The sequence below is a fragment of the Mesorhizobium sp. M1217 genome (assembly GCF_040318275.1).
Classification (GTDB): domain Bacteria; phylum Pseudomonadota; class Alphaproteobacteria; order Rhizobiales; family Rhizobiaceae; genus Mesorhizobium.
The window spans coordinates 244,308-268,084 of sequence record NZ_JAMYMA010000008.1 but is presented as its reverse complement, the minus strand read 5'-3'; the positions used below and the strand labels follow the sequence as shown (position 1 = coordinate 268,084).

The following is a 23,777-nucleotide window of genomic DNA, read 5'->3' as shown; positions in this document are numbered from 1 at the left end:
GTGATATAAAGAGTTCTTTATATCGTTATCTGTTTCCGATCAAGCGAATGCTGACGATTCGCGCTGTCAATGCGCGGTCTTGACCATGTCGACCTGGGTTTCGGTGAGGTCGTCATGCAGTATGTGGTCGAGCCGGTCGGCAACGAGCTGGTCGTCGCGGCGGATTTCGCGCTTCCACGGCCGGCGGCCCTTCAGCACGCCGGACTCGTCGACGATCTCGGCGACATACTCTTCCTGGCGATAGGCCATCACATGGACGCCGGACACACCTGGAATTTCCTTCACCTCATTGATGATGTCGATGCAGAGCTGCTTGCCTTCCTTCTTCTGATCCTGAGCGCCTTCCAGGCGCTTGACGATCTGATCGGGAATGTGAATGCCCGGCACGTTTGAGCGGACCCATCTGGCCGTCTTGGCCGAGGCCAGCGGCCCGACGCCGCACAGGATGAAGCATTTCTCGGTATAGCCGAGATCGCGAACCTTCTGCATGTAGGTGCGGAACATCGGTACGTCGAAGCAGTACTGGCTCTGCACGAACTGCGCGCCGGCGGCGATCTTCTTGCCCAGCCGATAGGGCCGGAAATCAATCGGCGGCGCGAACGGGTTGATGGCCGCGCCAAGGAAAAGCTGCGGCGGCGTCGTGAGTTTACGGCCGGACAGGAATTTTCCGTTATCGCGCATGATGCGGCAGGTTTCGAGCAGCGACATGCAGTCGAGATCGAACACCGGCTTGGCGCCGGGCTGGTCGCCGGCCTGCACGCCGTCGCCAGTCAGGCACAGCATGTTGGCAACACCCATCGCAGCACCCCCAAGCACGTCGCCCTGGATGGCGATGCGGTTCCGGTCGCGGCAGGCGATTTGCATGATCGGGGCATAACCCATGCGGGTCAGCAGCGCGCAAATACCGACCGACGACATGTGGCAGTTGGCCCCGGAAGCGTCGACGGCATTGATCGCGTCGACCCAGCCGTCGAAAATCCTGGCGCGGTTGTAGACGTCTTCCGGATCGGCGCTGTCGGGCGGATTGAGCTCGGTCGTCACTGCGAACTCGCCGCGCCGCAGGACCCGCTCAAGCCGGCCGCGCGAGGTGTGACCGGGCAGGGGATCGAGCGGCAAATGGATGCCGGCCGGATTCTCGTCTGGCTGACGGCCGATCATGCCGACGCTCCGGTGTTCGTAGTATTCTGGGCCGCATTGCGGGCGGCCGCGGCCTGCGCGGTCACCCGCAGCCAGGCGGAGGTTTCGCGCAAGGACTGATCCACCGGCTTCTGCACGTCCAAAATCTTGTCGCCATGCACCATGTTCTGCGAGCCTTCCCAGGCCTTGACCCAGACGCAAGGCATATCAGGCTCGACCTCGCAATTGCCGTTGGCGCGCACACCGCCGCAAGGGCCGTTGCGCAATTGCTTAGGGCAGTTCATCGGGCACGACATGCCGGTCGAGGAAAGAATGCACTGACCGCACATGCGGCAGTCGAACATGAAGCCCTTGACGCGCTTCTCGACGAATTTCACCGGCCCTTCGACACGGCTGTAGCCGATGCCCTTCCATAGCGGGTGGAGAGTCAGGAACATGTCGGCGAATTTGGCGTAGAACCATTCGAGCAGCCGCGAATGCCGCACCGACCAAAGCCGCACCGCAAACGAGCGCTGCACGCGCCGCTGCGGCGACACGTCAGCCGGCTTGTAGTCGGATTTCGGCGCCGCCTTCTTGACGATTGTCGCCTGGGTCACGCCGGCTTGAGCCGTCGTCACCGGCATTGATTGGGGATCAGACATTTTCTTTGCCGCCCGCCTTGACCAGAGCGACCAACCGCTCACGGTCGTATTTCGCATCGAGCTCCTGAAGAGCCTTCTCGGCCTCAACTTCAAGATCGTCACTGACTGGGACGGGCTCTGCCTTGCGCCATTCGGCAAGATAGTCGTCGGTGCCGCCGGCGCCGGTGCGCATGGCGCACATGTCGATCGCCTCGGTGAAGCGCAACGGCAGTTCGCGCTTGGCGTTCTGCCGGCCCTTCTTGATGATGACCTGGGCGGGGATGTCGCGCCAGTAGACGACGATCAGATCGGCCATGAATTCCTGCTCCTGGAGAGCGCCGCGCGTCCAATCGAACGCACAAACGATGCTCTACCACCTAACTCCGTTGCATCGTGCCCTGCGAAGATCGATTCCGATCCTTTGGGCCGATGCAGTGGTTTCGAGCATTGCCGGAAGCGCTGTTGGGCTGCTTGTTATGGGACGACGCGGGGGCCTTCAAAAGCGACGCAATCGACGGCCGCGGCCGAAAGCGGAGTCTCTTCCAGCACTGGTCAGCCGGCGCGGCCATCGAAGCTGCCGACCAGTTTCCTGTGGAAGCGCATGTAACCTCGTTCGGTCGTGCGTAAATGCTCCGCGATGATCGCATGGAAGCGCGGCAGGCGATGGAAGGGAACGGCCGGATAGGAATGGTGCTCGGAATGGTACGGCATGTTCCAAGCCACGAAGCGCACCAGCCTTGAGGTGAAGGTGGTGCGAGTGTTCTCGAGCATGTTGGCGACATGCGGGCACAATGCATGCTCGGCCAGCAGGTAGGCCCGCAAAAACGGCTGTCCGACCAGCACCGGCACGATCCAGACCCACAACAGCAGCGCCGACTGTGCGGCGAGCGATCCGGCCAGCAACACCGCATAGCCGATCAGGAACAGCCGCGCTTCAAAAACCACCTTGCCGCGGCCCTTTTCCGGCACAAAGCCGTCGCGGTTGCGGCCCGCCGCATTGGTTGCGAACACACGAGCCATGCCTATCCAATAGGGGCCGCCGGACAGATAGCGCAGATATTGGCCGATGGTCTCCGGCTTCGGGGCCATCAGTTCGGGGTCGTTGTCCGGGTCGTGGGTGTGGCGGTGATGGGCGAAATGGAAATAGCGGAACCATGCGGGCGGCAGCAGGATCAAGAAGCCGGCCACGGCGGCAACAGCGCGATTGAGCCACGCCGTTCTGAACGCCGTTTCATGGATGGTCTCGTGCAACAGCGTGAAGAAGAAGACGATCAGGATCCCCTGCGGCAAGACGAGAAGCGGCCAGAACGGGATGCGGGCGGCGATCAGTGCGCCCAGCACGACAACCAGCCCGCCATGGACGGCCAGCCGGACAATGCCTGGCCCGTCGACCCGGGCGGTGAGGTCGCGACGTTCCTCAACCGAAAGGCCGGCAATGATGGTGCGGTGGTCGATGTCGCTCATGATGCAATGTTAGCGGCGGGTGGCTGTCGGGTAAATCGGCGCGCGTGTCACCAGACGCCGTTTCTTATCCCGGTCCAGAGATAGAACCAGACCGTCGGATGATACCATTGTCTCGAAGGCAGACCGGGATCGACCGTGCCGAGCTTGCCGGCCAGCGCATCCCTGACCGCCTCGACGCAGATGTCGCGCGAGAATGCCGCCTGCCGCAACGCGTAGCTTGAAATAGTGTCGCTAGGTTGGGGTTTGCCGCGTGCCTGCCGCAACACCCCGCCAGTGTCGACGCCGGCGTCGACCAGATGCACGGTGGTGCCGAAGTTTTCCGCATCGCCTGAAGCCAGCGCCCAATAGCCGCCGTTCATGCCACGATATTTCGGGGCGATGCCGGCATGGTAGTTGAGGACCGGGCAAGGGATTTTCGCCAGCGTCTGCCGCGACAGCAAGCGGCAGCCGGCGAGCAGCACGACACCCGGCTGGATTTTCTCGATCGCCTGCAGGCACTCCGGCGCGTTGGCCGACGAGACCTGGACGATCTTTTGCCCAGGCTTCGGTTCGGTTTGCAGCTTTTGCTCGGCGGCGAGCCGTGCTGCGTGGCCGGCGAAGAAGCGCTTGCCGAGCCGGGTCAGCATCATCGTGCCGAGTTGACCGATGGCCGAGGTCCAGCCTTGCCGCCGCGCCCGCCCGAGAAGCAATTGTTTTTTGGATTCAGGGGTTTCGAGGATGACGCTGACAGGCGCGAGGTGGTCGGCGATGGCGTTGACGATCGCCCAGATATGCGGGCCGCCTTCGGTGACGACGACGATCGGCCGTTGGTTTGTTTTCGACCGTGCCATGCTTCGCGACCCCCGCAAAGAGCTGTTCTTTGTGCGCGAATGCTAGGTTGACCGGGTTAACCCTTGGTGATCGGGGGCGGGCTCAGCGCTTGAATTCGAGGATGTCGAGCTTCGATTCGTAGTGGGGCGCCGGGAACTCGATGCGCCATTCGCTGGCGCTGTGGCGGAAGGCATAGCCGACCTGATCGCTTTCCGGGCCGCTGCCGTAGGGCTTTGCCGGATCGTCGTTGACGTAGAAGGAACCTAGATAGATCGCGCGTTTCTCGCCATCGTCGAAGAAGCGGCCCTTGGTGCGCTGCGAACCGGTGATCTTTTCCAGTCTCCAGCCGGAACCGTCGTCGCTCACCTTGCATTTGAACCAGCCATAAATGACGAGCGGGCTCAATCCGCCGGCCTTGATGGTGCGGCATTGCCAATTGCCGGTCAGGTCCTTGTCGGAGAAGGAAACCAGCGGCTTTGCCAGCAAGGCGTCGAGCTGCTTGACCTCGGCGGGATCGCCGGCCTTCGCCTCATCAAGCGCTGCCTTGCGCGTCTCGCCATATTTGTCGAGGCGCGCCTTGTCGGCAGCGGTGATCAGCTTCTGCACTTCGCCATCGGCGAACGCGGGCAACGCCAAGCAGAGGACAGCTGCTACGGCAAACATAAGGCGAGCGATCATTGGTGGCGTTTTCCCTTTTGATGACTGGAGCAGCCTGTTTTCTTGTCTGGCGCATACCTTAATGTTTCGCCGCGCTCTGTCATCCTTGCTTGAGCATCGACAGCAGAAACGAGGTGGAAAGAATGCGGATCTTGCTGACGGGATCGTCGGGTTGGCTGGGCAGGGCCTTGGCGCCACGCCTGCGGACTCTCGGCCATGACGTCACTGGCCTCGATCCCGTCCCATCCTCGGAAACGCGAATCGTCGGCTCAGTCGCCGATCGCGACCTGGTCATGAGGGCGGTCGAGGAGAACCGCATCGAGGCCATCATCCATAGTGGCGCGCTGCACAAGCCTGACATCGAACATCATCGCAACGAGGATTTCGTCGAGACGAATGTGCGCGGCACGCTCAACCTGCTCGATGCGGCGGCAACTTTCGGCGTTCAGCGCTTCATCTTCACGTCGACGACATCGCTGATGATTACCCAGGCCATCCGCGCCGGCTTGCCCGGCAGGGCGGCTTGGCTAACGGAAGACATGTCGCCTGAACCGCGCAACATCTACGGCGTGACAAAGCTTGCGGCGGAACATCTTTGTCGGCTCTACCATATCCAGTTCGGCCTGCCGGTGATCGTACTGCGCACCGCCCGCTTCTTTCCCGAAGCAGACGATATGGCGCATGTGATCGAACAGTCGGACGCCAACACCAAGGCCAATGAGCTGTTGTTTCGCCGGCTGACGGTGGAGGATGCTGCCGACGCCCACATCGCTGCCTTGGAGAAAGCGCCGCAATTGGGCTTCGACACCTTCATCATCTCGGCACCGACACCTTTCCAGCCCGACGATTGCGCGGCATTGATCGCCGACGCACCGTCGATCGTCGCGCGCTATTTTCCGGATTATCCGGCACTCTACTTGAAGAAAGGCTGGACGATGTTTTCGTCGATCGACCGGGTCTACGATGCGTCGCGGGCGAGGGACCGGCTGGATTTCGTCTGCAAGACGAGCTTTGCCGATGTGCTCGCTGGGCTCGAAGCTGAAGAAAACGGTGCCTAAAGTGTCAGGCCAGGGCTGAGGCCCCAGCTAGTTCCTTCGTCAGGTCGCCGTAGCCGGTCGAGCGGCGCTCATAGGCGAGGCCGAGCATTTTCGCCGCCTTTTCGGCGACCTTGTCGAGTTCCGGGTCGTCGGTCTGGGCGATGTAGATCAGCTTCTCGTAATTGCCGAAATAGTCCTTGATCAGCTCCGGGTGCTTGTCGAGGCCGAGCGGCTTCATGAAGAAGGCATCGAATTGCCGGCAGAGGAAATCGGTCATGTAGAACGACATCATGTCGTCATCGGCAACCTTCGCATAGGCATCCATGCCTTGGTAGAAGGCAAAGCAATGCGGCCCGGCCATGCGCTCGACGCCATGCTTCTCGCAGATCCGGTCGAGCAGGCCACCCGTGCCGCAATCGGCATAGCCGACGAAGATGTGTTTGTAGCCGTCAGCCCTGGCCTTGGCGATTGCCTTGTCCATGGCCGGCGCAATGCGGTCCGGATAGAAATGGAACTCCGCCGGGAGGCAGGTCAGGTCGAGATGGTCGAGCCCGAGCTGCTCCTTGACCGCCAGAACTTCGCGCGCAATCATCCCGCAGGCGATGACGAGCAGCCTGTCGCCTTGATCGGATTGTTGTTTTCGCGCGGTAGTCATGGAACCAGTCTAATCCATCTTCGTTGCTGTCCAGCGAATTTATATTCTGAGGGAGACACCAATCATGAAATTGTTCCGCGTTGCGCCAATCGCTATTCTCGCCTGCGCCCTGGCTGTTTCGGCCTGCGCCAACACGGTGCGCGGCGTCGGAAAGGATATCAAATCCACTGCGAAGGCGGTTGACGATACCGTCAAGAAACCCTGATCTGCACGATTTCAAACATTTGGGAATAAAAAAGCCGCACTGCAAGGCGCGGTTTTTCTCGTCGGTGCCGAATTTATTGACTCAGGCCGAAGCGCGGACGTTGTGCTTGCGCTTCATGAAGTCCTTGGCGGTCTCGACCGCCACCGCGGCGTCGCGGCAATAGGCGTCGGCGCCGACGGCTTTGCCGAATTCCTCGTTGAGCGGCGCGCCGCCGACCAGCACGACATAATCATCGCGAATGCCTTTTTCCTTCATCGTATCGATGACGACCTTCATGTAAGGCATGGTCGTCGTCAGCAGGGCCGACATGCCGATGATGTCGGGCTGATGCTTTTCGATGGCATCGAGATATTTTTCGACCGCATTGTTGATGCCGAGGTCGATGACATCGAAGCCGGCGCCTTCCATCATCATGCCGACGAGGTTCTTACCGATGTCGTGGATGTCGCCCTTAACGGTGCCGATCACCATCTTGCCCTGCTTCGGCGCGCCGGTGGCGACAAGCAACGGACGCAGGATGAACATGCCGGCCTTCATCGCGTTGGCCGACAGCAGCACTTCCGGAACGAACAGAATGCCGTCGCGAAAATCCTCGCCGACGATGCGCATGCCTTCGACCAGAGCCTCGGTCAGCACCTTGTAAGGCGCCCAGCCGCGCTCGAGAAGGATGTTGGTGCCTTCCTCGATTTCTTCCTTCAACCCATCATAAAGGTCGTCGTGCATCTGCTGCACCAACTCGTCGTCGGAGAGTTCCGAAAGGATGATCTCGTCGTCGGCCATTTTTTCTCAGGCTCCTTGCCGGCTGCAACTATCGCGGCAGCTTAAAAATATCGCGCCATTACCTAACCCGCGCGGGCCAGTTGTCCATAGCTGATTTGCGACTTCCCGCAAAACGAAAGCGACCGTAAATCTCTTGGAATTCTTGTCGATTTTGCGACAGGCGTTGGCGCTGGCGGGCCGTTTCGAATAAGGTGCATGGCTACGATCCGGCCAGAGACCGCAATATGCGGCTGCAAATGGATTTCAGGCCGGAACAAGAGCCCGGCCAAAGCAAATCAGGCCAGAACGAAAGCCAGGGAAGAACGATTATGAGTGAGAACGCGCCGGTCGATCAGGAAGCGTCAAACGCACGGCGCGGGCGCGCTGCCAGCGGTGGCGCCGCAGCGCGCCGGGCTGCACGTTCGGGCGGCGGCCCCGGTACACAGCTCACCTATATCAAGCGCAAGATCAACGTCTATGAAGTGCTGGACGAGGAAGGCCTGGCGCTGATCGAAAAGAACACCGACACGGTGCTGGAAGAGATCGGCATCATCTTCCGCGACGACGCCGAGGCACTGCAGCTTTGGAAAGAGGCGGGCGCCGACGTCAAGGGCGAGCGGGTGCATTTCCCCAAGGGCCTCTGCCGCTCGCTGTTGAAGACCGCTCCGTCCGTCTATACCCAGCACGCCCGCAACGGCGAGCGCTCGGTGCAGATCGGCGGCAACGCGACCGTGTTCGCGCCGGTCTATGGACCGCCCTTCGTGCGCGATCTCGGCGGCGTCAGGCGCTACGCGACGATCGAGGATTTCCGGAATTTCGTAAAACTTGCCTATATGGCGCCATCGATCCACCATTCGGGCGGCACGGTTTGCGAGCCGGTCGACGTGCCGGTCAACAAGCGCCATCTCGACATGGTCTACAGCCATATCAAATATTCGGACAAGCCGTTCATGGGCTCGGTGACCGCGCCCGAGCGCGCCGAAGATACGGTGGCGATGGCCAAGATCGTGTTTGGTGACGATTTCGTCGAGAACAACACGGTGCTGACCAGCCTGATCAACGCCAACTCGCCGATGGTCTTCGACGAGACCATGCTGGGAGCGCTGAAAGTTTATTCGCGCCATAACCAGGCGTGCATCGTCACGCCGTTCATCCTTGCCGGCGCGATGAGCCCGGTGACGGTCGCCGGCACACTGACCCAGGTTTTGGCCGAGGTTCTGGCCGGGGCGTCGTTCACACAGCTGATCCGGCCGGGTGCGCCGGTACTGTTCGGCACCTTCGCCTCGTCGATCTCGATGCAGTCGGGCGCGCCGACCTTCGGCACGCCGGAGCCGTCGCTGGTCTCCTATGGCGCCGCCCAGCTTGCTCGCAGGCTCGGGCTGCCGTTCCGCACCGGCGGCTCGCTTTGTGCTTCGAAAATCCCCGATGCGCAGGCGGCCTATGAGAGCGCCAACACGCTGAATTCGACGATCCTCGCCGGCACCAATTTCGTGCTGCATTCGGCCGGCTGGCTCGAGGGCGGGCTCGCCTCCTGCTACGAAAAGTTCATGATGGATATCGACCAACTCGGCATGACGCAGAAGTTCTCCGAGGGTGTCGACCTGTCGGAAAACGGTCAGGCGATGGATGCCATCCGCCAGGTGGGTCCGGGCAGCCATTACCTCGGCTGCGATCACACCCAGGCCAATTTCCAGACCGCGTTCTACCGCTCCAACATCGCCGATAACAATTCCTACGAGCAGTGGCTGGCCGAAGGCGAAAAAACCGCGCCGCAGCGCGCCAACGAGCTCGCCCGCCGCTGGCTGGAGAGCTACGAGGCGCCTTATCTCGACCAGGGCATCGACGACGGGCTGAAGGACTTCATCGCCAGGAAGAAGGCGTCGATGGCCGACGCCTTCACCTGAAAGGAGCCCGAATCAGGCGGGGCTAAAGTCGCCAACATCATCCACAAGGAAGTCTGGCGGAGCGCCTTCTCCGACCCCGACAAGAAGGGATGATTCTCGAGCGCGGCATGGTCGAAACCATCGCGGCCGCGCTTTCCGCCCACGGCCTCATCCTGCGCGGCGGCTTCAATTTTGCGGGCGGTGAGCGGACACCTTCCGGTCTCTCCGGCGCCGCCGCCAGATCCGTCCTGCTGGTGGGGCAGGCAGGCGCCGCACCTTGGCCGCACTTCCTGCGCTGGTTGGAGAAACAGTCACAGCCGATCGACGATCCGCTCGACAGATGGTCGCGCGGAGTGATCGGCGCTGTGGCCGAAAAATTCGGGGCACGCGCGGTGTCACCGTCCGACAGGCCTTATCTGCCGTTCCAGCAATGGGCGATGCAGGCGGAGGGGCTGAAGCCGTCGCCGCTCGGCATCCTCATGCATCCGCAATACGGGCTCTGGCATGCCTATCGCGGCGCGCTGTTGTTCGAGAACGAGATTGCGCTCCACGAACGTCGCGACGTGATTCACCTTTGCGACACATGTTTGGAAAAACCTTGCCTGAAATCCTGTCCGGTCGCGGCTTATTCTGCGGATGGTTTTGTGCATGAAACCTGTCTGGCGCATGTGCGTGGGCAAAACGGCGGACCTTGCCGGACCGGCGGCTGCCTTGATCGCAACGCCTGTCCTTACGGCATCGATTATCGCTATCCGGCCGAGGTTCAGGCCTTTCACATGGCAGCATTCGCGCGCTAGCCAGACAAGACCCCGCTGCACGCAAAGACGTCGACCGTTCCGATCTCAGGATTTTTGGCCGAAAGCCAGCCCCGCCGCGTGAAAGAGACCCATCAGCAGCACCCCGATGGCACCAGAGACCAACGAGACGATGGGATACTGTGCGAAGTTGGCCCCGTACGCGAAGAGGGTTGCCACCACGAAGCTCGCCCAGCCGGCTATCAGATTGGCCACGGCGGAGTTACCGAAGACGCACGGGTAGGAACCCTTGGTTATCCCACTCACGAAATGTGGGACGCCATTGGCGCCAAAAACACCCGCGAAAAAAGCAAGGAATGCCGTCAGCCACATATGAGCTCCGTCCCTTGGCAAATTGAAGCGCGCCGTTCACTTCAGGCCGCCATAGCATGGCAGGCAGTCGGCGAAATTGTGCACAAAGCCAGCGTAAAGCAACCCCGATACGCATTTGTGAACGTGGCGGCTCCACATAGTGCCTTCGATGCAGCCGGCGCCGAACGCCACTGGAAGCGGCTGACGATGCTGTTTGCGGAGACGCTCGGCCAAGGCGCGCCAACCATTACGACGTGACTGCCCGCCAAAAAATTCTTCCCATCACCCAAGGAATCGCCATTAGCCTTCGTCCAACAGGCAAATGATGGCGATGATGCTGGACGAAAGCGAAGCCTCCGACGCCGAACTGATCGGGCGGGCGAAGGGCGGAGACAGGGGTGCTTTCGGCAAGTTGCTCGAAAGGCACTACGGTTTCGTCTATCGCGCCGCCTATCGCTGGTGCGGGAAAAAGGCCGACGCCGAGGATATCGCCCAGGAAGTCTGCGTCCGGCTCGGCCGGGCGATCCGCGACTATCACGGCAGCGGTGCCTTTACGACATGGCTCTACACCATGACGCTGAATGCGGCGCGCGACATGATGCGCAAGACCGCCCGCGAGACGGTCAAGACCGAGGCCTATGGCGCCTATGCGCTGATTTCGGGGGAAACCTCGTCCGAGGCGGAAGACCCGGCCGAGGCGCTCTGGGCAGCGGTGCGCAAGCTGCCGGACAAGCAGCGCGACGCTGTGCTGCTGGTCTATGGCGAAGGGCTCAGCCACGCAGCCGCCGCCGAGGCGATGGCGATCTCGGAGACGACGGTTTCCTGGCACATCCATGAGGCGAAGAAACGGTTGAAGACGCTGATGCGTTCAGCCGGGGAAGTGTGACCATGGTCGACGATAATCAACTGAACAGGCTGCGCGATATCGCAGCACCGGCGCCCGACGCGGATGCAAAGGCGCGTGCCCTCCAGGCCGCGCTGCGCGCCTATGACATGGAAGAAAAAACTTTACCGGCCGCCCAAGGATCGGCAGGCGGGCTTCGTCTCACAGAGCGAGCACAAAGGCTCTGGAGCGAAATCATGCAAAAGAAACTCTTCGCCACGCCGGCCATTGCCGGGCTCGTTGCCCTGCCGATCGCCGGATACGCCACCATCTATATGCTTGGGGAATCCAAATTCGGCGGGCCCGAATTCGGCGGGGACGATAAGATCACCGAAACGCTGGCTGACAAGCCGGCGACCGTCAAACCGCCGGTCGTTGCCGAAGCAGATAAGCAGAAGAAGGCGGACGCCGACAGCGAAAGCCGCGACGCCGGCGAGGCGCTTGTGGCGCCGACATCGCCGCCGAAAGCGGAATCGACCGCGGTCGGCGGGTTGACGCAGCAGGATGTGCTCACCCGCAATGCACCCGAACCGGCGCAGAGCGGCGAGTTTGCGCTGGATGGCGGTGCAAACTCCGTGGCTCCGGCAGTCGATGGTGGCGCGCGGGTCGGACGCATGCCTGGCACGGTTGCCGAGTCCAAGCTGATGGCACAGCAGCCTGCCGCTGCGCCGGCCGACCAGATGCTGCCGCGAGAGGAAAACCGTGACCGGGTCGAGGATTTCAAGACCAATCCGGTGCATGCCGCACTCGAAGACCCGGTCTCGACCTTCTCTATCGATGTCGACACCGCTTCCTATTCCTTCGTCCGGCGCTCGCTGAAGGAAGGTTTTATCCCGCAGGCCGATACGGTGCGCGTCGAGGAGATGGTCAACTACTTCCCCTATGACTGGAAAGGCCCGGACTCCGCCTCGACGCCGTTCAACTCGACCGTCAGCGTCATGCCGACTCCGTGGAACGAGCACACCAGGCTGATGCATGTCGCCATCAAGGGTTTCGACGTGAAGCCGGCCGAGCAGCCCAAGGCCAATCTGGTCTTTCTGATCGATGTGTCGGGCTCGATGAACGAGCAGGACAAGCTGCCGCTCCTGCAGTCGGCCTTTCGGCTGCTGGTCAACAAGCTGAGACCCGACGATACCGTCTCGATCGTCACCTATGCGGGCGATGCCGGTACCGTGCTGGAGCCCACCAAGGCTTCGGAAAAGGACAAGATCCTCGCTGCCATCGACAACCTGACATCCGGCGGCTCGACGGCAGGCGAGGCGGGCATCAAGGAAGCCTACAGGCTGGCGCAGAAATCCTTCGTCAAGGACGGCATCAACCGGGTGATGCTCGCCACCGATGGTGATTTCAATGTCGGCCAGACCGACGACGACGACCTGAAGCGGCTGATCGAAAAGGAGCGCAAGACAGGCGTGTTCCTGTCGGTGTTCGGCTTCGGCCGCGGCAACCTGAACGACCAGATGATGCAGACCATCGCCCAGAACGGCAACGGCACCGCCGCCTATATCGACACTTTGGCGGAGGCCGAGAAGGTGCTGGTCGAGGATGCCTCCTCGACACTGTTCACCATTGCCAAGGACGTGAAGATCCAGGTCGAGTTCAACCCGAACAAGGTCTCGGAATACCGGCTGATCGGCTACGAGACCCGCGCCTTGAACCGCGAGGATTTCAACAACGACCGCGTCGACGCCGGCGAGATCGGCTCAGGCCATTCGGTCACCGCGATCTACGAGATCACGCCTAAGGGCAGCGGCGGCGAACAGATCGATCAGCTGCGCTATGGCCAGGCCTCGGTGAACAATGGCGGTGTCGCCAATGCCGACGAATATGCCTTCGTCAAAATCCGCTACAAGCTGCCGAACGAGGACACTTCGAAGCTGATCACCACGCCGGTGACGTCAGCCAACGAGGTGGCGTCGTTCGACCAGGCCAGCACCGACCAGCGTTTCTCCGTTGCCGTCGCTGCCTTCGGCCAGAAGCTGCGCGACGAGGATGCGACCGCGAAGTTCGGCTACGACAAGATCATGGAGATTGCCACCGCCGCCAGAGGAGCCGACCCGTTTGGGTACCGGTCCGAGTTCCTCTCGCTTGTGCGCCTTGCCTCGGCGCTCGGCGGTAACCGGTAGTGGCAATGATGGCCGGTTTCTTTCAGATGGGATCGTTCTGACAGGGGGAACCGGCCTACGGGCGGGTGAGGCAGGCCGGCGAGGGAAACCTTGCCGGCCTTTTTTCGTGGCTGCACCGCTTCGCGGACCGCGTCGCAGCCGAAAGCGTCAGGCGCGTCCGCGGCGCCGTTCGCGGCGGGCTTCGCTGGTCTCGGCGACGTTGACCGTCGCCTGCTTGTTGCGCATCGGGCCGATGCGTTCGACGATCTGCTCGACGGTCGGGCGATCCGACCTGGTGTGCGCATCGAGCGCCTTGCGCATGGCGGCAAGGTGCTGGAACGAGGTACCGCAGCAGCCGCCGACGATCTTGGCGCCGGCATCGACGGCCAGGCGCACATAATCGGCCATCAGCTCGGGCGTGCCCGAATAGTAGATCTCGGCACCGCGAAATTCGGGGATGCCGCAATTGCCCTTGACGATCACCGTTGCCTCGGGCTTCGCCTCGGTCATGTCGAGCAGCGAAGCGAGAATATCGGAGGCGCCGACACCGCAATTTGCGCCGACACCGAGCGGCGTCTGCGACAGGCCGTCGACGACACCGTGGATGTCCTTCGGCAGCAGCCCCATCATGGTGCGGCCGGCGGTGTCGAAGGAGCCGGTATAGGTATAGGGCAAGCCGACGCGGATGGCGGCTTCGGCGGCGGCACGGATCTCGTCCGGCGCCGACATGGTTTCGATCCAGGCGACTTCGGCGCCGCCGGCCTTCAGGCCCTCGATCTGCTCGGCAAAGGCCTCGACCGCCTCGTCATAGGTCATGGCGCCGAGCGGCACCAGCAATTCGCCGGTCGGGCCGACTGAGCCGGCCACGATCACCTTGCGGCCGGCCTTGCCGGCGACGGCGCTTGCGATCTCGGCGGCGCGCTTGTTCAGTGCGTGGACGCGGTCCTGCGCATGGTGCAGCTTGAGCCGATGGCGGGTCCCGCCAAAAGAGTTGGTCAGGATGATGTCGGCGCCGGCATCGACAAAGTTCTGGTGCAGGCTGGTGATGGTGTCGGGCGCGGTCTCGTTCAAGAGCTCAGGAGCCTCTCCGGCCTCAAGGCCCATCGCGAACAGATTGGTGCCGGTGGCGCCATCGGCGAGCAGGACGCCCTTTTCGGCAAGCAGAGCGTCGATCGGATTGGTCATGTGAAATACGCCTTCCCGGAAGAATAACTGAGATAAGGATATAAAGAATTCTTTATGTGCCGTCAATGTCGACACGGAGAGCAACCGGTCAAAATCGCATCTCCGCCAGCTTTCGTGTGAAGCTGGCCGCTTCATGCGCGTTGACGTCCGCGGCACGGATCAGATTGTCGAAATGGCTGGTCAGGATGCGGATCGGCTGCGTGGCGTTTAGCACCAGATACATGTCGCCGACGTAAATGGCGGCGCGATAGGGCCCGAAGATGGTGTACGGGATCGAATAGCGCATCCGCCCGTCATAGAGAAACAGGCGGAAGGTGGGATAGAGGTCGTCGAGTAGCGTCGCCATGTGCAGGAGCTGCTGGTGGCGGTCGGCCTCCGGAAAGCGGTCCCACACGCCCAGCCCGCGCGCGAAGATCTCCAGCGTGTGGCGCGGCATACAGACTTCCATGTCGGTTTCGGGCCGTCGATTGTAGTCGATGCGGTACTGCGTTTCGCCGGCCTGTGCCTCGCGGCTCTTGTTGGCGATGACGGCTTCATAGTCGACAAGCGCCTCGGTTCGCAGAAGATCGGGAATGCCGGCCGGCACGTAGCGGATTTTCGTTCCCGCCGCCTCGGCATGCCAGCGAGCCAGCAGCGTGCGGTCGAAGCCGTCCGGCGCCTCCTCGATCTCAAGGCTCTCGCGGATTTCACCGGTGACGCCCTCGTCCTGGCTGAGGCCGAGCAGCCAGTCGAGCGAGACTTTGAATTCGGCGGCGATGTTGAGCAGCGTTTCGGCGCGGGGAAGGCGGATCGACGCGCCGGAGAGCAGCTGCGACAGCGCCGAACGGTCGATGCCAACCGCGGCGGCGAAGGCCGACTGGTTCAAATCGGACCTTGTCAAGAGCATTTTCAGGCGCTCGCGAAAGATCGTCGACAGGTCGCGCTTGTCCAAATCTCTACTCTCCCTGACGTGAGCAAAATTTTGCGCCGAAGCGATCTACATGGCGTTTCGAGCGCAAATGAATCTACGAGCTTGTTTACAATAGATAACATCTGCAGCCGAAAATGCGCAATCGCAACAGTTTGTGCGCTTTATCGCGTTGCAGCAATGCAACGCTCCTGACACAATGCTGTCAGGAATCAAACGGGTTCCGGCGACTGGAAGGCAGTGGTCGATAGCATGACGAGCATGGGCAACAGGCGACATGGCGCGGCGACCATCGAATGGCCGACGGTGTTTCTCGCACTTTTCTGCTACGGCGGCTGGCTCGCTACCGGCTTTCTGCTCTGGCCATCCTACCCGCTGTTGGCGCTCGCCCTTCTGGCCCTGATTGCGGCGCTGCAATCCTCGCTGATGCACGAGGCCCTGCACGGCCACCCAACCCGGAACGCGCGGCTCAACGAAGCCGTTGTGTTCCTGCCGATTGGCCTTGTCTGGCCGTTTCGCCGGTTCAAGACCATTCATCTGCGCCACCATGCAGACGAGCGCCTGACCGATCCGCTCGACGATCCCGAAAGCTATTACAAGGCGCTCTGGCAGCACGAAGAGCTGCCGTCGGCTATGAAGTTCCTGCTGAAGGTCAACAACACGATGCTCGGGCGTTTGGTGCTCGGTCCGTGGCTCTCCTGCATCGGCTTCTTCATCGACGACGCCAGGCAGGTTGCCGCGGGCGACAATTCCATCCGCAAGGCATGGCTGCTGCACACGATCGGCCTCGCCGTGGTGTTGCCTGTCGTGCAGTTCGGCTTCGGCATGCCGTTGTGGCTCTACATACTGGTGCCGGTGTGGCTGGGACAATCGCTGATTTCGATCCGCACCTACGCCGAGCACCAATGGTCGGAACATCCGGAAGGCCGCACGATCATCGTCGAGCGCTCGCCGCTATCCTTTCTGTTCCTCAACAACAATCTGCATTTCGTCCATCACAAGAGCCCGACGGTGGCCTGGTACAGGCTGCCGAAGCTGTTTCGCGACCGCCGCGACGAGTGGCTGCGGATGAACAATGGCTACGCCTATCCGAACTATTTCGCGCTGCTCAAGGCCTATGCCTTCAAGGCGAAGGAACCGATCGTCCATCCCGTGCTGCGGCGCATGCCGGAACCAGGACGCGCATTCAAGCCGCGCGTCAGGGCACGCAGCCTCAATGGGCTTGGCAGCGCACCGGTACCCGCCGAGCCGCCGAAGGAATGATCCTTGCGGCATTGTAGGAGCTGCCGCGCGGCAACGCTTTCTTGACCTTGTCAATTTCCCCACATAACGGTCAAATCCCAGCATGGGCGAATTCATTGCGGCTTTGCCGATGTACGACTGGCCGGAAGCGCGGGACGAGGTCGACGCAGAATGGGCGCGGCTGCGCGATGCTTTCAGACAAAAAGGCATCGATGCGCCGGAGACGATCATCCGCCGCAACGGCGATTTGCCCCCGGTGCCTGGCGGTATTCGCGACAATCAGGGAAAACTCATCGCGCCTGATCCGGCGACATTGCCGCCGGACGAGCTGGATTTTCACCGGCTCTGGCTGCACCCGGCGCTGCTCTTTGCGCAAACCTGCTGGGGACCGATGGAACTCGGCCTGTCGCAGCGTGTCCACCTCGTCGGCCAGCCGCGCTACGACGCCTTTGAAGGCGGACAGGGCGAACTCTATTCGAGCGCCATCGTCATGAGGGCGGGCGAGGCACCGCCGGCAAGGTCGCCGGCCGACGGCGGCGCCGTCATTCCGCTCGATCAGCTTCGCGGCAAACGTTTCACCTTCAACAGCCTCGATTCCATGTCGGGCATCATCGCGCCGACACGCGACCTGCAAGCACTGGGCGAGAGTTTGGATATCTTTTCCGCGCTGAGCGAAAGCTGGGGGCACCGCGCTTCGATTGTTGCTGTTGCCGAGGGCAGGGCGGACGTCGCGGCGATCGACTGCGAGAGCTGGGCGCTGGCGCAGCGTTTCGAGCCTGCAGCGCAGAAGATGACGGTCGTCGGCTGGACAAGGCGGCGCAAAGGATTGCCGTTCATCACGGCCAGGACGACGCCGGAAACGATCGTCGCCGCGATGCGCAAGGCGATCGCTACGCTCACGTAAAGCGCGTCGCGTTCGGTCGGCCTCATGCAACGCGCGTTAGATTCTTGTTTTACGCATGTCGTTATCGCAAAACCGCTGCACACTTTTGCGCGACATGCATTAGCTTCGCTCAGCCGCCAAGCAGCCGATTGTCGAGCGGGTAGGTCGAAAGCTTCTCGTTGCCGGTGTCGGTGATCAGGACCTGTTCCTCGATCTTGACGCCTTCGTAGCCGCCAAGCCTGCCGATGTAGCTCTCGACGCACAGCACCATGCCCGGTTCGAGCACGCCGTCCGGTGTGTCGTCGGTCCAGTCGCCGGCATGCGGCAATGTCGGGTATTCGTCGGCCAGGCCGACGCCGTGATAGAGCACCCCGTAGCGCGCCGGGAAGCAGTCTCCCGGCGGCACCGACGAGCCCTCGACGAGGTCGCGGAAGGATATGCCCGGCCGCATCAGCTCGGTGTTGTGGGCGATCTGGTCGGCAGCGATCTGAAACAGGTCACGCTGTTCCTGCGACGGCGGCGCGTCACCGCAAAGCCAGGTGCGCGACAGGTCGGCGCAGAAGCCGTAAGGACCGATCAGGTCGGTGTCGAAGGCGACGAGATCGCCGGCCTCGATCGTCCGCGACGAACACTCCTGGAACCACGGATTGGTGCGCGGACCCGACGACAGGAGCCGGGTTTCGATCCATTCGCCGCCGCGCGCGATGTTGCCGCGATGGAGTTCGGCCCACAATTCGTTCTCGGAGATGCCAGGCCTCAGCGCCTGCTCCATCTCGCCCATCGCCGCCTCGCAAGCGACGATCGCCCGGCGCATGGCAAGGGTCTCGTCGGGCGATTTGATCAGCCGCGCATTTTCCATCACCGCCTCGCCATTGCCGGTCGAAATGCCGAGACGGGCGAGTTCCTCGATGCCCTCGGGGTTGATGTGATCGACCGCGATACGGCGATTGCCGCCGCCATGTTCCAGTACCAGCTCGGCGATGCCGGCTGCCCAGCGGCGGACTTTTTGCCCGGTCAACTCGCCGCTGTAGAGATACGCCCACGACACCGCCGGCCGCACCTCGTCGACGACGCCGGAATGGTCGGAAAGGTGCTCACAGGAAAAATAGTCGAACAGTACCACCGGCCCATCGGTGGCGACGAAACAATGCCTGGTCGGATTGTGCGCGACCCAGAGCTGCATGTTGGTCGCATCGGTCGCGTAGCGGATGTTGACCGGATCGTAGAGCAGGGCTCCCGCATAGTCGCGGCGCTTCAGCTCGGCGCGGATGCGCTCGAGCCGGTATCGGCGCATGGCGGGCAAGTCAGGAGCGTCAATACCCGCCGCCTGCCACTCGGCTTCCGCCAGCGCACCATAGCCCAGCAGATGCTGGTTGAGTTCAGCGGCCTTCAGGCGCGATTTTTTGCGCAGCGCATCGATCGAGTCCTCCGGCTCGAACGGCATGATCTTGCGATGATGACGGGGCCGGTCAGTCGGATTCCTGTCCACCCTCGACTCCTTCGCCAGCGCCTTCCTTGGGCGCCATGGCTCCTTCCATTCTCTTCAGTCGGACGAATGCGCCGGGCCGGGCGGACTTGTCGGTGCCACGCAACAGCGGAACCATGATTTGCCGCGGTTGGCCGTCCGGCTCATAGCCGGCCGCTTTGAGCTGGTCCAAAATGACCGGCCGCGGATCGTCGTGATCAAGCCAGACGAGTACGGCCGGCCCCCGCATCAGCGTTTCGAAATCAGGCACTTCCTGGTCAAGTGCGACCAGTTTTTCGTCGACCAGCCGCAGGTTGCCGACCCATGCACCGTCGGATATTGCAGTTTTCACCGGTCCGTCCGCGGTCAGTTGGCGATAGAGGGCCGGGTAATCCAAGCGGATCATGCGGGAGAGGCCACTGGTCCCGTTTATCTGGACGTACCAAGTGGCGGGCGCGAGCAACACGGCGATGATCGCTCCAGCCGCGATCACCAGGAGCTGCGCATTCCTGCCGCGCGGCGCCAGCCGTTCCATAGTGGCGACGATGGCCAGCGGCAACATGAACAGGACCGGCAGCAGCCAGCGGTCCTTGACAACCGTCACGCCGGTGGCCAGCACAAGTATTGCCAGCATAGCCAAGCCGAGCGCCAAGCTACGCCACAACAGAATTTCCCTGGCCGGACGTTTCGGGTGCCGCTCGGAGAAACGGAACTTCGCCACCCCGAAGGCCAGCGCGGAAACGAGCACCGGCAAGACCGCGAAATTGAAGGTCCCCATGACAAACTTGCCGGCGCCGACAAAGGCCGCCGCGATGCGCCCTTGTTGCGGGTCTATTCCGAACTTCTCGCCTCTCGACAATAAATCGGCGGGATGCATGAGGCTCCAATAGGTGGTTGGTGCCAGCACCAATATCGCGACCGCTATGCTGATTGCGAACTTTGGATCAAGGATGGCGCTGCGCAATTCGCGCAGCGACAGCGCTGCCGCAACAAGGGCCACCACGAGGAAGACATCGTTATACTTGGCAAGAATTGCCGCCGCCGTGGCTAGGCCAAACGCCGCATAGGCAATCATGCTACGCCGTTCGAGAAGATAGGCCATGGTGAGCAGGAGCAGCGAGCAGAAGCCGACGACGGCGACGGAATGCGACAAAGCGCGCTGCGATTCCCAGACGACCTGCGGGATCGTAAACAGGCCGAACATGGCCGCCGCCGCTGTCGCCTTGGTGTAGCCGAACCGCCGCATGGCGGCGAACACGCTGCAGGCGGCGAGGAACAGCACTGAGTATTTGACGAGCTTCAACGTGAAGATACTGGTGCCGAAAACATGCGCGGCCAGCCAATTGATCCAGGTGTAGAGAGGTGGTTGCGAGCCGCCATATCCAGCCCAGAGATACGGTACATAGATCAGCTGCTCCGCATCGTCGATGCCGACGCCGGTTCCCGCCCAAGAGCTCAACAGGGACAGTATGATGGTCTGCAAGGCAAAATAAGCCGCGACCATGACGATCGCCGCCGGGAAGGGGCCGATCCGTCCCTCGGCCAGCCACTCGGCCCATTTCATGTCGTACTTCAAGGAAGTCTCATCGCCCCTGCCGGCACAGTTGCCGGCTGGGCTAGCATGAAGAGCGTGCTCCGCACAATGCGACCGGCTGGCTGCACCTACGTTCGCATCTTTTCGCCACTCGGATCGAAGGGCGGCTCGACGTTGATGCGCGCCGACCGCCGGTGTCCAAGGATCTCGATCTCGAACAGCCCGGCGCTCTCGTTTTCGGCAAGCACTGCCGGTACGTAGCCTTGCGCCATCGACTTCTCGACATAATGCGCATAGCCGCCGGAGGTGACCCAGCCGACCACGCGCCAGTTGCCGTCGACAATACCGCGCACGGCAGACGCGCCTTCAGCGGCGTTCGAGCCGCGCACTTCCTTGCCGCCCGCGTCGAAGCGCGGCGCGCCATAGCCATGCGGCTTTTCTACCGTGCCGAAATCCTTGTCGCCGACCTTGGCCCAGATCGGCTCGTCGCCCATGACGTCGGCATCCGCAGCATCGACGATAAAGGAAACGCGGCGCAGCTTCGGCCCTGCCGCCTGTTCCTTGGCCGCTGCCTCGCGGCCGATGAAATCGTTCTTCTCCAGCTTGATAAAGCGGTCCATCGAACCTTCGAACGGTCCGTAGATCGGACGTAGCTCGCGGAACCAGGTCGGAAAGTTCTTTTCAAGCCGCATCGAGAGCAGGGCGCGCATGCCGAAATCAACAAGTCCGAACTCTTCGCCGGCCTCCTTGATCGCCTTGTAGACCAGACGCTGATAGGCCGGCGCCATCCAGATCTCATAGCCGAGATCGCCGGTGTAGGTGATGCGGTTGACCATGCAGGGCGCGCCGCCGACCGCCATCTCGCGGAAATCCATGAAGCGGAAGGCCTTGGTCGAGATGTCGACGTCGACCAGTTTCTGCAGCAGGTCGCGCGATTTCGGCCCGGCGATGGAGAGGCCAACCAGCGTCTGGTCGAAGCGGTGGATGCGCACCTCCGACGCCCTTGGACCGTCCTTCGGCAGATGCTTCTCGAACCAGCGCATGTGATATTTTTGCGCGGCCGAAGAACCCCAGATCATGAAGCGTTCTTCGCCCGCCTTGGCGATGGTGAAGTCGCCGATCAGTCTGCCGAACTCGTTCAGCATCGGCGTCAGCACGATGCGGCCGGTCTTCGGCATGCGGTTGGTCATCAGCCGGTTGAGGAAATCCTCGGCCCCAGGTCCGGAGACTTCGTATTTGGCGAAGTTGGCGATCTCGGTGACGCCGACCCTCTCGCGTGTGGCGCACACTTCCTCGCCGATCGCGCCGAAATCATTCGAGCGGTGGAAGGACACGATGTCCTTCGGCTCCGAGCCTTTCGGCGCGAACCAGAGCGGGGTTTCGAGACCCCAGCTGTCGCCCATGACGGCGTTGTTGGCGAGCATGGTGTCGTAAAGCGGGGTCGTCTGCGCCGGTCTTGCCGCCGGCAATTCCTCGTTGGGAAAGCGGATGGAGAAACGGCGCGAATAATTTTCGCGCACCTTTGCGTTGGTATAGCGCAGCGTTGCCCATTCGCCGAAGCGCGCAACGTCCATGCCCCAGACGTCGAAGCCGGGGTCGCCATGGACCATCCAGTTCGACAGCGCCAAGCCGACGCCGCCGCCTTGGCTGAAGCCGGCCATGACGGCGCAGGCGCACCAGAAATTGGTCAGGCCCTGCACAGGGCCAACGAGCGGGTTGCCGTCGAGCGCGAAGGTGAAGGGGCCGTTGATGATCTGCTTGATGCCGGCTTTCTCGATGCCGGGAAAATGCTTGAAGCCGATCTCGAGCGACGGCGCGATGCGGTCGATGTCGGGCTGCAGCAGCTCGTGGCCGAAATCCCATGGCGTGTTGACCGGCGACCACGGCTTGCAGGCTTTTTCATAGGTGCCGAGCAGGATGCCGTTGCGTTCCTGGCGGGTATAGATCTCGCCCTTGAAGTCGAGCACGCCGATCATCTCGCGCCCGGTCGACTTGTTGAATTCCTCGACCTCCGGCATCGGCTCGGTCAGGAGATACATGTGCTCCATCGCCAGCACCGGCAGCTCGACGCCGACCATGCGACCGATCTCGCGCGCCCAAAGGCCGCCGCAGTTGACGACATGCTCGGCTTTGATCGTGCCTTGCTCGGTGACGACGTTCCAGGTGCCGTCGACCTCCTGCGTCAGTTCGACGACGCGGTTGCGCAGCACGATCTCGGCGCCGAGCTTCCGGGCGGCTTTGGCATAGGCGTGGGTGGTGCCGGAAGGGTCGAGGTGGCCCTCGACTGGATCCCACATAGCGCCGACGAAATTCGTCTCGTCCATCAGCGGGAACATCGCCTTGGCTTCGGACGGCGTGATCAGTTCGGTGTCCATGCCGAGATAGCGGCCCTTGGCATGGGCGAGGCGAAGGAAGTCCATGCGCTCTGGCGTGTCGGCCATCATGACGCCGCCGGTCAGGTGCAGCGAGCAGGATTGGCCGGAAATCTCCTCGATCTCCTTGTAAAGCTGCACCGTATAGGCCTGCAGCTTGGCGACGTTGGGATCGCCGTTCAGCGTATGAAAGCCGCCCGCCGCATGCCAGGACGAGCCGGAGGTGAGCTCCGAACGCTCGATCAGCATGATGTCGGTCCAGCCGGCCTTGGCCAGATGATAGAGCACTGAGCAGCCAACGACGCCGCCGCCGATAACAACCGCTTTTGCATGACATTTCATGAAGATAGTTCCGTTTTTGAAGAGATTGAATCGAGTGAGCGGGGCGCGAAAACAAAGCGGAAATCGAATACAGCGATGTTTTCGGCCAGCCTGCCATCAAGCGCGGCAAGAATGGTTTCACAGACGGAAGTACGATGTTTCAGGACGTCATGGCTCCAAAGACGCAGGATCGAGTAGCCTTGGGCGCGCATGAAATCATCGCGGCGGCGGTCATATGAACTGCCGGCGTGCTGTTGTCCGTCGACTTCAACAACAAGCCATTTTTCGCGGCAGACAAAGTCTGCAAAAAAGGCGCCGATGGAGAACTGACGCGTAAAGCGATAGCCGCCAAGCTTGCGCGCCTTTAGTTCAGGCCAAAGCAGTGCTTCGGCCTGATTGCCTGCTTGCCGCAGGCTACGCGCTCGCTGGGTTGTGCCTGTTTTGCGGCGGCTGCGCGTTTCATGAACGGCTTCCCCCACTCCGTCGCCGCTTCGCGGCGCCACCTCTCCCCCCTCCGGGGGGAAAGGAAGGGCGCCAACTGGAATCG

23 protein-coding genes are annotated in these 23,777 nt (G+C 62.0%); 8 read left to right on the top strand and 15 right to left on the bottom strand.

The annotated features are described in order from the left end of the window. Positions 1–66: 66 nt before the first annotated feature. From NKH37_RS16405 to NKH37_RS16380, 6 genes are all read right to left on the bottom strand, one after another. Positions 67–1,158 (bottom strand): methylenetetrahydrofolate reductase, encoded by a 1,092-nt coding sequence (locus tag NKH37_RS16405; RefSeq protein WP_023719930.1) that lies wholly within the window; start codon positions 1,156–1,158, stop codon positions 67–69. After that, positions 1,155–1,778, bottom strand: coding sequence for a methylenetetrahydrofolate reductase C-terminal domain-containing protein (locus NKH37_RS16400; protein ID WP_352640482.1), 624 nt, complete (start codon positions 1,776–1,778; stop codon positions 1,155–1,157). The genes NKH37_RS16405 and NKH37_RS16400 overlap by 4 nt, the downstream gene beginning before the upstream one ends. Continuing rightward, positions 1,771–2,073 carry a virulence factor gene (locus NKH37_RS16395; protein WP_023719932.1) on the bottom strand — a complete coding sequence of 101 codons (303 nt, stop codon included), beginning with the start codon at positions 2,071–2,073 and terminating at the stop codon, positions 1,771–1,773. The genes NKH37_RS16400 and NKH37_RS16395 overlap by 8 nt, the downstream gene beginning before the upstream one ends. Before the next feature lie 236 nt (positions 2,074–2,309). Further along, positions 2,310–3,221, bottom strand: a complete 912-nt coding sequence (locus NKH37_RS16390; protein WP_352640481.1) for a fatty acid desaturase family protein — start codon at positions 3,219–3,221, stop codon at positions 2,310–2,312. 47 nt (positions 3,222–3,268) lie between these two features. Further along, positions 3,269–4,051 carry a formyl transferase gene (locus tag NKH37_RS16385; protein ID WP_352640480.1) on the bottom strand — a complete coding sequence of 261 codons (783 nt, stop codon included), beginning with the start codon at positions 4,049–4,051 and terminating at the stop codon, positions 3,269–3,271. 82 nt (positions 4,052–4,133) lie between these two features. Then, entirely contained in the window at positions 4,134–4,709 is a 576-nt protein-coding gene (locus NKH37_RS16380; RefSeq protein WP_352640479.1) for a DUF4893 domain-containing protein, read from the bottom strand. Positions 4,710–4,831: 122 nt separating this feature from the next. Between NKH37_RS16380 and NKH37_RS16375 the strand changes: the two genes are divergently transcribed. Beyond that, positions 4,832–5,746 carry an NAD-dependent epimerase/dehydratase family protein gene (locus NKH37_RS16375; RefSeq protein ID WP_352640478.1) on the top strand — a complete coding sequence of 305 codons (915 nt, stop codon included), beginning with the start codon at positions 4,832–4,834 and terminating at the stop codon, positions 5,744–5,746. Positions 5,747–5,750: 4 nt separating this feature from the next. Here the strand turns inward: NKH37_RS16375 and NKH37_RS16370 are convergent, their stop codons facing one another. Then, on the bottom strand, positions 5,751–6,380 hold the full coding sequence (locus NKH37_RS16370) for a DUF1638 domain-containing protein (RefSeq protein ID WP_023719937.1): 630 nt from the start codon (positions 6,378–6,380) through the stop codon (positions 5,751–5,753). 64 nt (positions 6,381–6,444) lie between these two features. Here NKH37_RS16370 and NKH37_RS16365 point away from each other — a divergent pair, with 64 nt between their 5' ends. Next, a complete protein-coding gene (locus NKH37_RS16365; protein ID WP_023676507.1) occupies positions 6,445–6,585 on the top strand; it encodes an entericidin A/B family lipoprotein in 141 nt (46 codons plus the stop codon). Between the two features lie 81 nt (positions 6,586–6,666). Here the strand turns inward: NKH37_RS16365 and NKH37_RS16360 are convergent, their stop codons facing one another. Beyond that, positions 6,667–7,365: a cobalamin B12-binding domain-containing protein gene (locus NKH37_RS16360; protein ID WP_023676506.1), complete on the bottom strand. Its 699-nt coding sequence runs from the start codon at positions 7,363–7,365 to the stop codon at positions 6,667–6,669. A gap of 308 nt (positions 7,366–7,673) precedes the next feature. Between NKH37_RS16360 and NKH37_RS16355 the strand changes: the two genes are divergently transcribed. Beyond that, positions 7,674–9,248 carry a trimethylamine methyltransferase family protein gene (locus NKH37_RS16355; RefSeq protein WP_353005449.1) on the top strand — a complete coding sequence of 525 codons (1,575 nt, stop codon included), beginning with the start codon at positions 7,674–7,676 and terminating at the stop codon, positions 9,246–9,248. A 107-nt stretch (positions 9,249–9,355) separates the two neighbouring features. Then, complete coding sequence (locus tag NKH37_RS16350; protein ID WP_353005448.1) at positions 9,356–10,024, top strand: hypothetical protein; 669 nt, start codon at positions 9,356–9,358, stop codon at positions 10,022–10,024. Between the two features lie 45 nt (positions 10,025–10,069). Here the strand turns inward: NKH37_RS16350 and NKH37_RS16345 are convergent, their stop codons facing one another. Then, entirely contained in the window at positions 10,070–10,354 is a 285-nt protein-coding gene (locus tag NKH37_RS16345) for a hypothetical protein (protein WP_353041227.1), read from the bottom strand. A gap of 304 nt (positions 10,355–10,658) precedes the next feature. Between NKH37_RS16345 and NKH37_RS16340 the strand changes: the two genes are divergently transcribed. Both NKH37_RS16340 and NKH37_RS16335 read left to right on the top strand, forming a co-directional pair. Further along, positions 10,659–11,219 carry an RNA polymerase sigma factor gene (locus tag NKH37_RS16340; RefSeq protein ID WP_353005447.1) on the top strand — a complete coding sequence of 187 codons (561 nt, stop codon included), beginning with the start codon at positions 10,659–10,661 and terminating at the stop codon, positions 11,217–11,219. Between the two features lie 2 nt (positions 11,220–11,221). Next, positions 11,222–13,342: a vWA domain-containing protein gene (locus NKH37_RS16335; RefSeq protein WP_353005446.1), complete on the top strand. Its 2,121-nt coding sequence runs from the start codon at positions 11,222–11,224 to the stop codon at positions 13,340–13,342. Between the two features lie 147 nt (positions 13,343–13,489). On the opposite strand, the gene bmt is transcribed toward NKH37_RS16335, so the two are convergent. Both bmt and NKH37_RS16325 read right to left on the bottom strand, forming a co-directional pair. Next, complete coding sequence (gene bmt, locus NKH37_RS16330; protein WP_023719944.1) at positions 13,490–14,506, bottom strand: betaine--homocysteine S-methyltransferase; 1,017 nt, start codon at positions 14,504–14,506, stop codon at positions 13,490–13,492. Between the two features lie 88 nt (positions 14,507–14,594). Next, positions 14,595–15,437 (bottom strand): helix-turn-helix domain-containing protein, encoded by an 843-nt coding sequence (locus tag NKH37_RS16325; RefSeq protein ID WP_352861070.1) that lies wholly within the window; start codon positions 15,435–15,437, stop codon positions 14,595–14,597. Between the two features lie 228 nt (positions 15,438–15,665). Here NKH37_RS16325 and NKH37_RS16320 point away from each other — a divergent pair, with 228 nt between their 5' ends. Both NKH37_RS16320 and NKH37_RS16315 read left to right on the top strand, forming a co-directional pair. Next, positions 15,666–16,676, top strand: a complete 1,011-nt coding sequence (locus tag NKH37_RS16320; RefSeq protein WP_352814617.1) for a fatty acid desaturase — start codon at positions 15,666–15,668, stop codon at positions 16,674–16,676. Between the two features lie 82 nt (positions 16,677–16,758). Beyond that, positions 16,759–17,559 carry a phosphate/phosphite/phosphonate ABC transporter substrate-binding protein gene (locus tag NKH37_RS16315; protein ID WP_353005445.1) on the top strand — a complete coding sequence of 267 codons (801 nt, stop codon included), beginning with the start codon at positions 16,759–16,761 and terminating at the stop codon, positions 17,557–17,559. Positions 17,560–17,668: 109 nt separating this feature from the next. Here NKH37_RS16315 and NKH37_RS16310 read toward each other — a convergent pair whose 3' ends face one another. The 4 genes from NKH37_RS16310 to NKH37_RS16295 all read right to left on the bottom strand — a co-directional run bounded on the left by NKH37_RS16310 (position 17,669) and on the right by NKH37_RS16295 (position 23,709). After that, complete coding sequence (locus NKH37_RS16310; protein WP_353005464.1) at positions 17,669–18,982, bottom strand: M24 family metallopeptidase; 1,314 nt, start codon at positions 18,980–18,982, stop codon at positions 17,669–17,671. 25 nt (positions 18,983–19,007) lie between these two features. Continuing rightward, on the bottom strand, positions 19,008–20,579 hold the full coding sequence (locus NKH37_RS16305; protein WP_353005443.1) for a glycosyltransferase family 39 protein: 1,572 nt from the start codon (positions 20,577–20,579) through the stop codon (positions 19,008–19,010). 86 nt (positions 20,580–20,665) lie between these two features. Then, positions 20,666–23,251 (bottom strand): GcvT family protein, encoded by a 2,586-nt coding sequence (locus NKH37_RS16300; protein WP_353005442.1) that lies wholly within the window; start codon positions 23,249–23,251, stop codon positions 20,666–20,668. Next, positions 23,248–23,709, bottom strand: coding sequence for an endonuclease domain-containing protein (locus NKH37_RS16295; RefSeq protein ID WP_353005441.1), 462 nt, complete (start codon positions 23,707–23,709; stop codon positions 23,248–23,250). The genes NKH37_RS16300 and NKH37_RS16295 overlap by 4 nt, the downstream gene beginning before the upstream one ends. Between the last annotated feature and the right edge of the window lie 68 nt (positions 23,710–23,777).

Excerpts from the sequence above, each read along its gene's own strand:
- NKH37_RS16405 (WP_023719930.1), bottom strand. The coding sequence starts at position 1,158 with ATGATCGGCCGTCAGCCAGACGAGAATCCGGCCGGCATCCATTTGCCG.
- NKH37_RS16400 (WP_352640482.1), bottom strand. The coding sequence starts at position 1,778 with ATGTCTGATCCCCAATCAATGCCGGTGACGACGGCTCAAGCCGGCGTG.
- NKH37_RS16395 (WP_023719932.1), bottom strand. The coding sequence starts at position 2,073 with ATGGCCGATCTGATCGTCGTCTACTGGCGCGACATCCCCGCCCAGGTC.
- NKH37_RS16390 (WP_352640481.1), bottom strand. The coding sequence starts at position 3,221 with ATGAGCGACATCGACCACCGCACCATCATTGCCGGCCTTTCGGTTGAG.
- NKH37_RS16385 (WP_352640480.1), bottom strand. The coding sequence starts at position 4,051 with ATGGCACGGTCGAAAACAAACCAACGGCCGATCGTCGTCGTCACCGAA.
- NKH37_RS16380 (WP_352640479.1), bottom strand. The coding sequence starts at position 4,709 with ATGATCGCTCGCCTTATGTTTGCCGTAGCAGCTGTCCTCTGCTTGGCG.
- NKH37_RS16375 (WP_352640478.1), top strand. The coding sequence starts at position 4,832 with ATGCGGATCTTGCTGACGGGATCGTCGGGTTGGCTGGGCAGGGCCTTG.
- NKH37_RS16370 (WP_023719937.1), bottom strand. The coding sequence starts at position 6,380 with ATGACTACCGCGCGAAAACAACAATCCGATCAAGGCGACAGGCTGCTC.
- NKH37_RS16365 (WP_023676507.1), top strand. The coding sequence starts at position 6,445 with ATGAAATTGTTCCGCGTTGCGCCAATCGCTATTCTCGCCTGCGCCCTG.
- NKH37_RS16360 (WP_023676506.1), bottom strand. The coding sequence starts at position 7,365 with ATGGCCGACGACGAGATCATCCTTTCGGAACTCTCCGACGACGAGTTG.
- NKH37_RS16355 (WP_353005449.1), top strand. The coding sequence starts at position 7,674 with ATGAGTGAGAACGCGCCGGTCGATCAGGAAGCGTCAAACGCACGGCGC.
- NKH37_RS16350 (WP_353005448.1), top strand. The coding sequence starts at position 9,356 with ATGGTCGAAACCATCGCGGCCGCGCTTTCCGCCCACGGCCTCATCCTG.
- NKH37_RS16345 (WP_353041227.1), bottom strand. The coding sequence starts at position 10,354 with ATGTGGCTGACGGCATTCCTTGCTTTTTTCGCGGGTGTTTTTGGCGCC.
- NKH37_RS16340 (WP_353005447.1), top strand. The coding sequence starts at position 10,659 with ATGGCGATGATGCTGGACGAAAGCGAAGCCTCCGACGCCGAACTGATC.
- NKH37_RS16335 (WP_353005446.1), top strand. The coding sequence starts at position 11,222 with ATGGTCGACGATAATCAACTGAACAGGCTGCGCGATATCGCAGCACCG.
- bmt (WP_023719944.1), bottom strand. The coding sequence starts at position 14,506 with ATGACCAATCCGATCGACGCTCTGCTTGCCGAAAAGGGCGTCCTGCTC.
- NKH37_RS16320 (WP_352814617.1), top strand. The coding sequence starts at position 15,666 with ATGACGAGCATGGGCAACAGGCGACATGGCGCGGCGACCATCGAATGG.
- NKH37_RS16315 (WP_353005445.1), top strand. The coding sequence starts at position 16,759 with ATGGGCGAATTCATTGCGGCTTTGCCGATGTACGACTGGCCGGAAGCG.
- NKH37_RS16310 (WP_353005464.1), bottom strand. The coding sequence starts at position 18,982 with ATGCCGTTCGAGCCGGAGGACTCGATCGATGCGCTGCGCAAAAAATCG.
- NKH37_RS16300 (WP_353005442.1), bottom strand. The coding sequence starts at position 23,251 with ATGAAATGTCATGCAAAAGCGGTTGTTATCGGCGGCGGCGTCGTTGGC.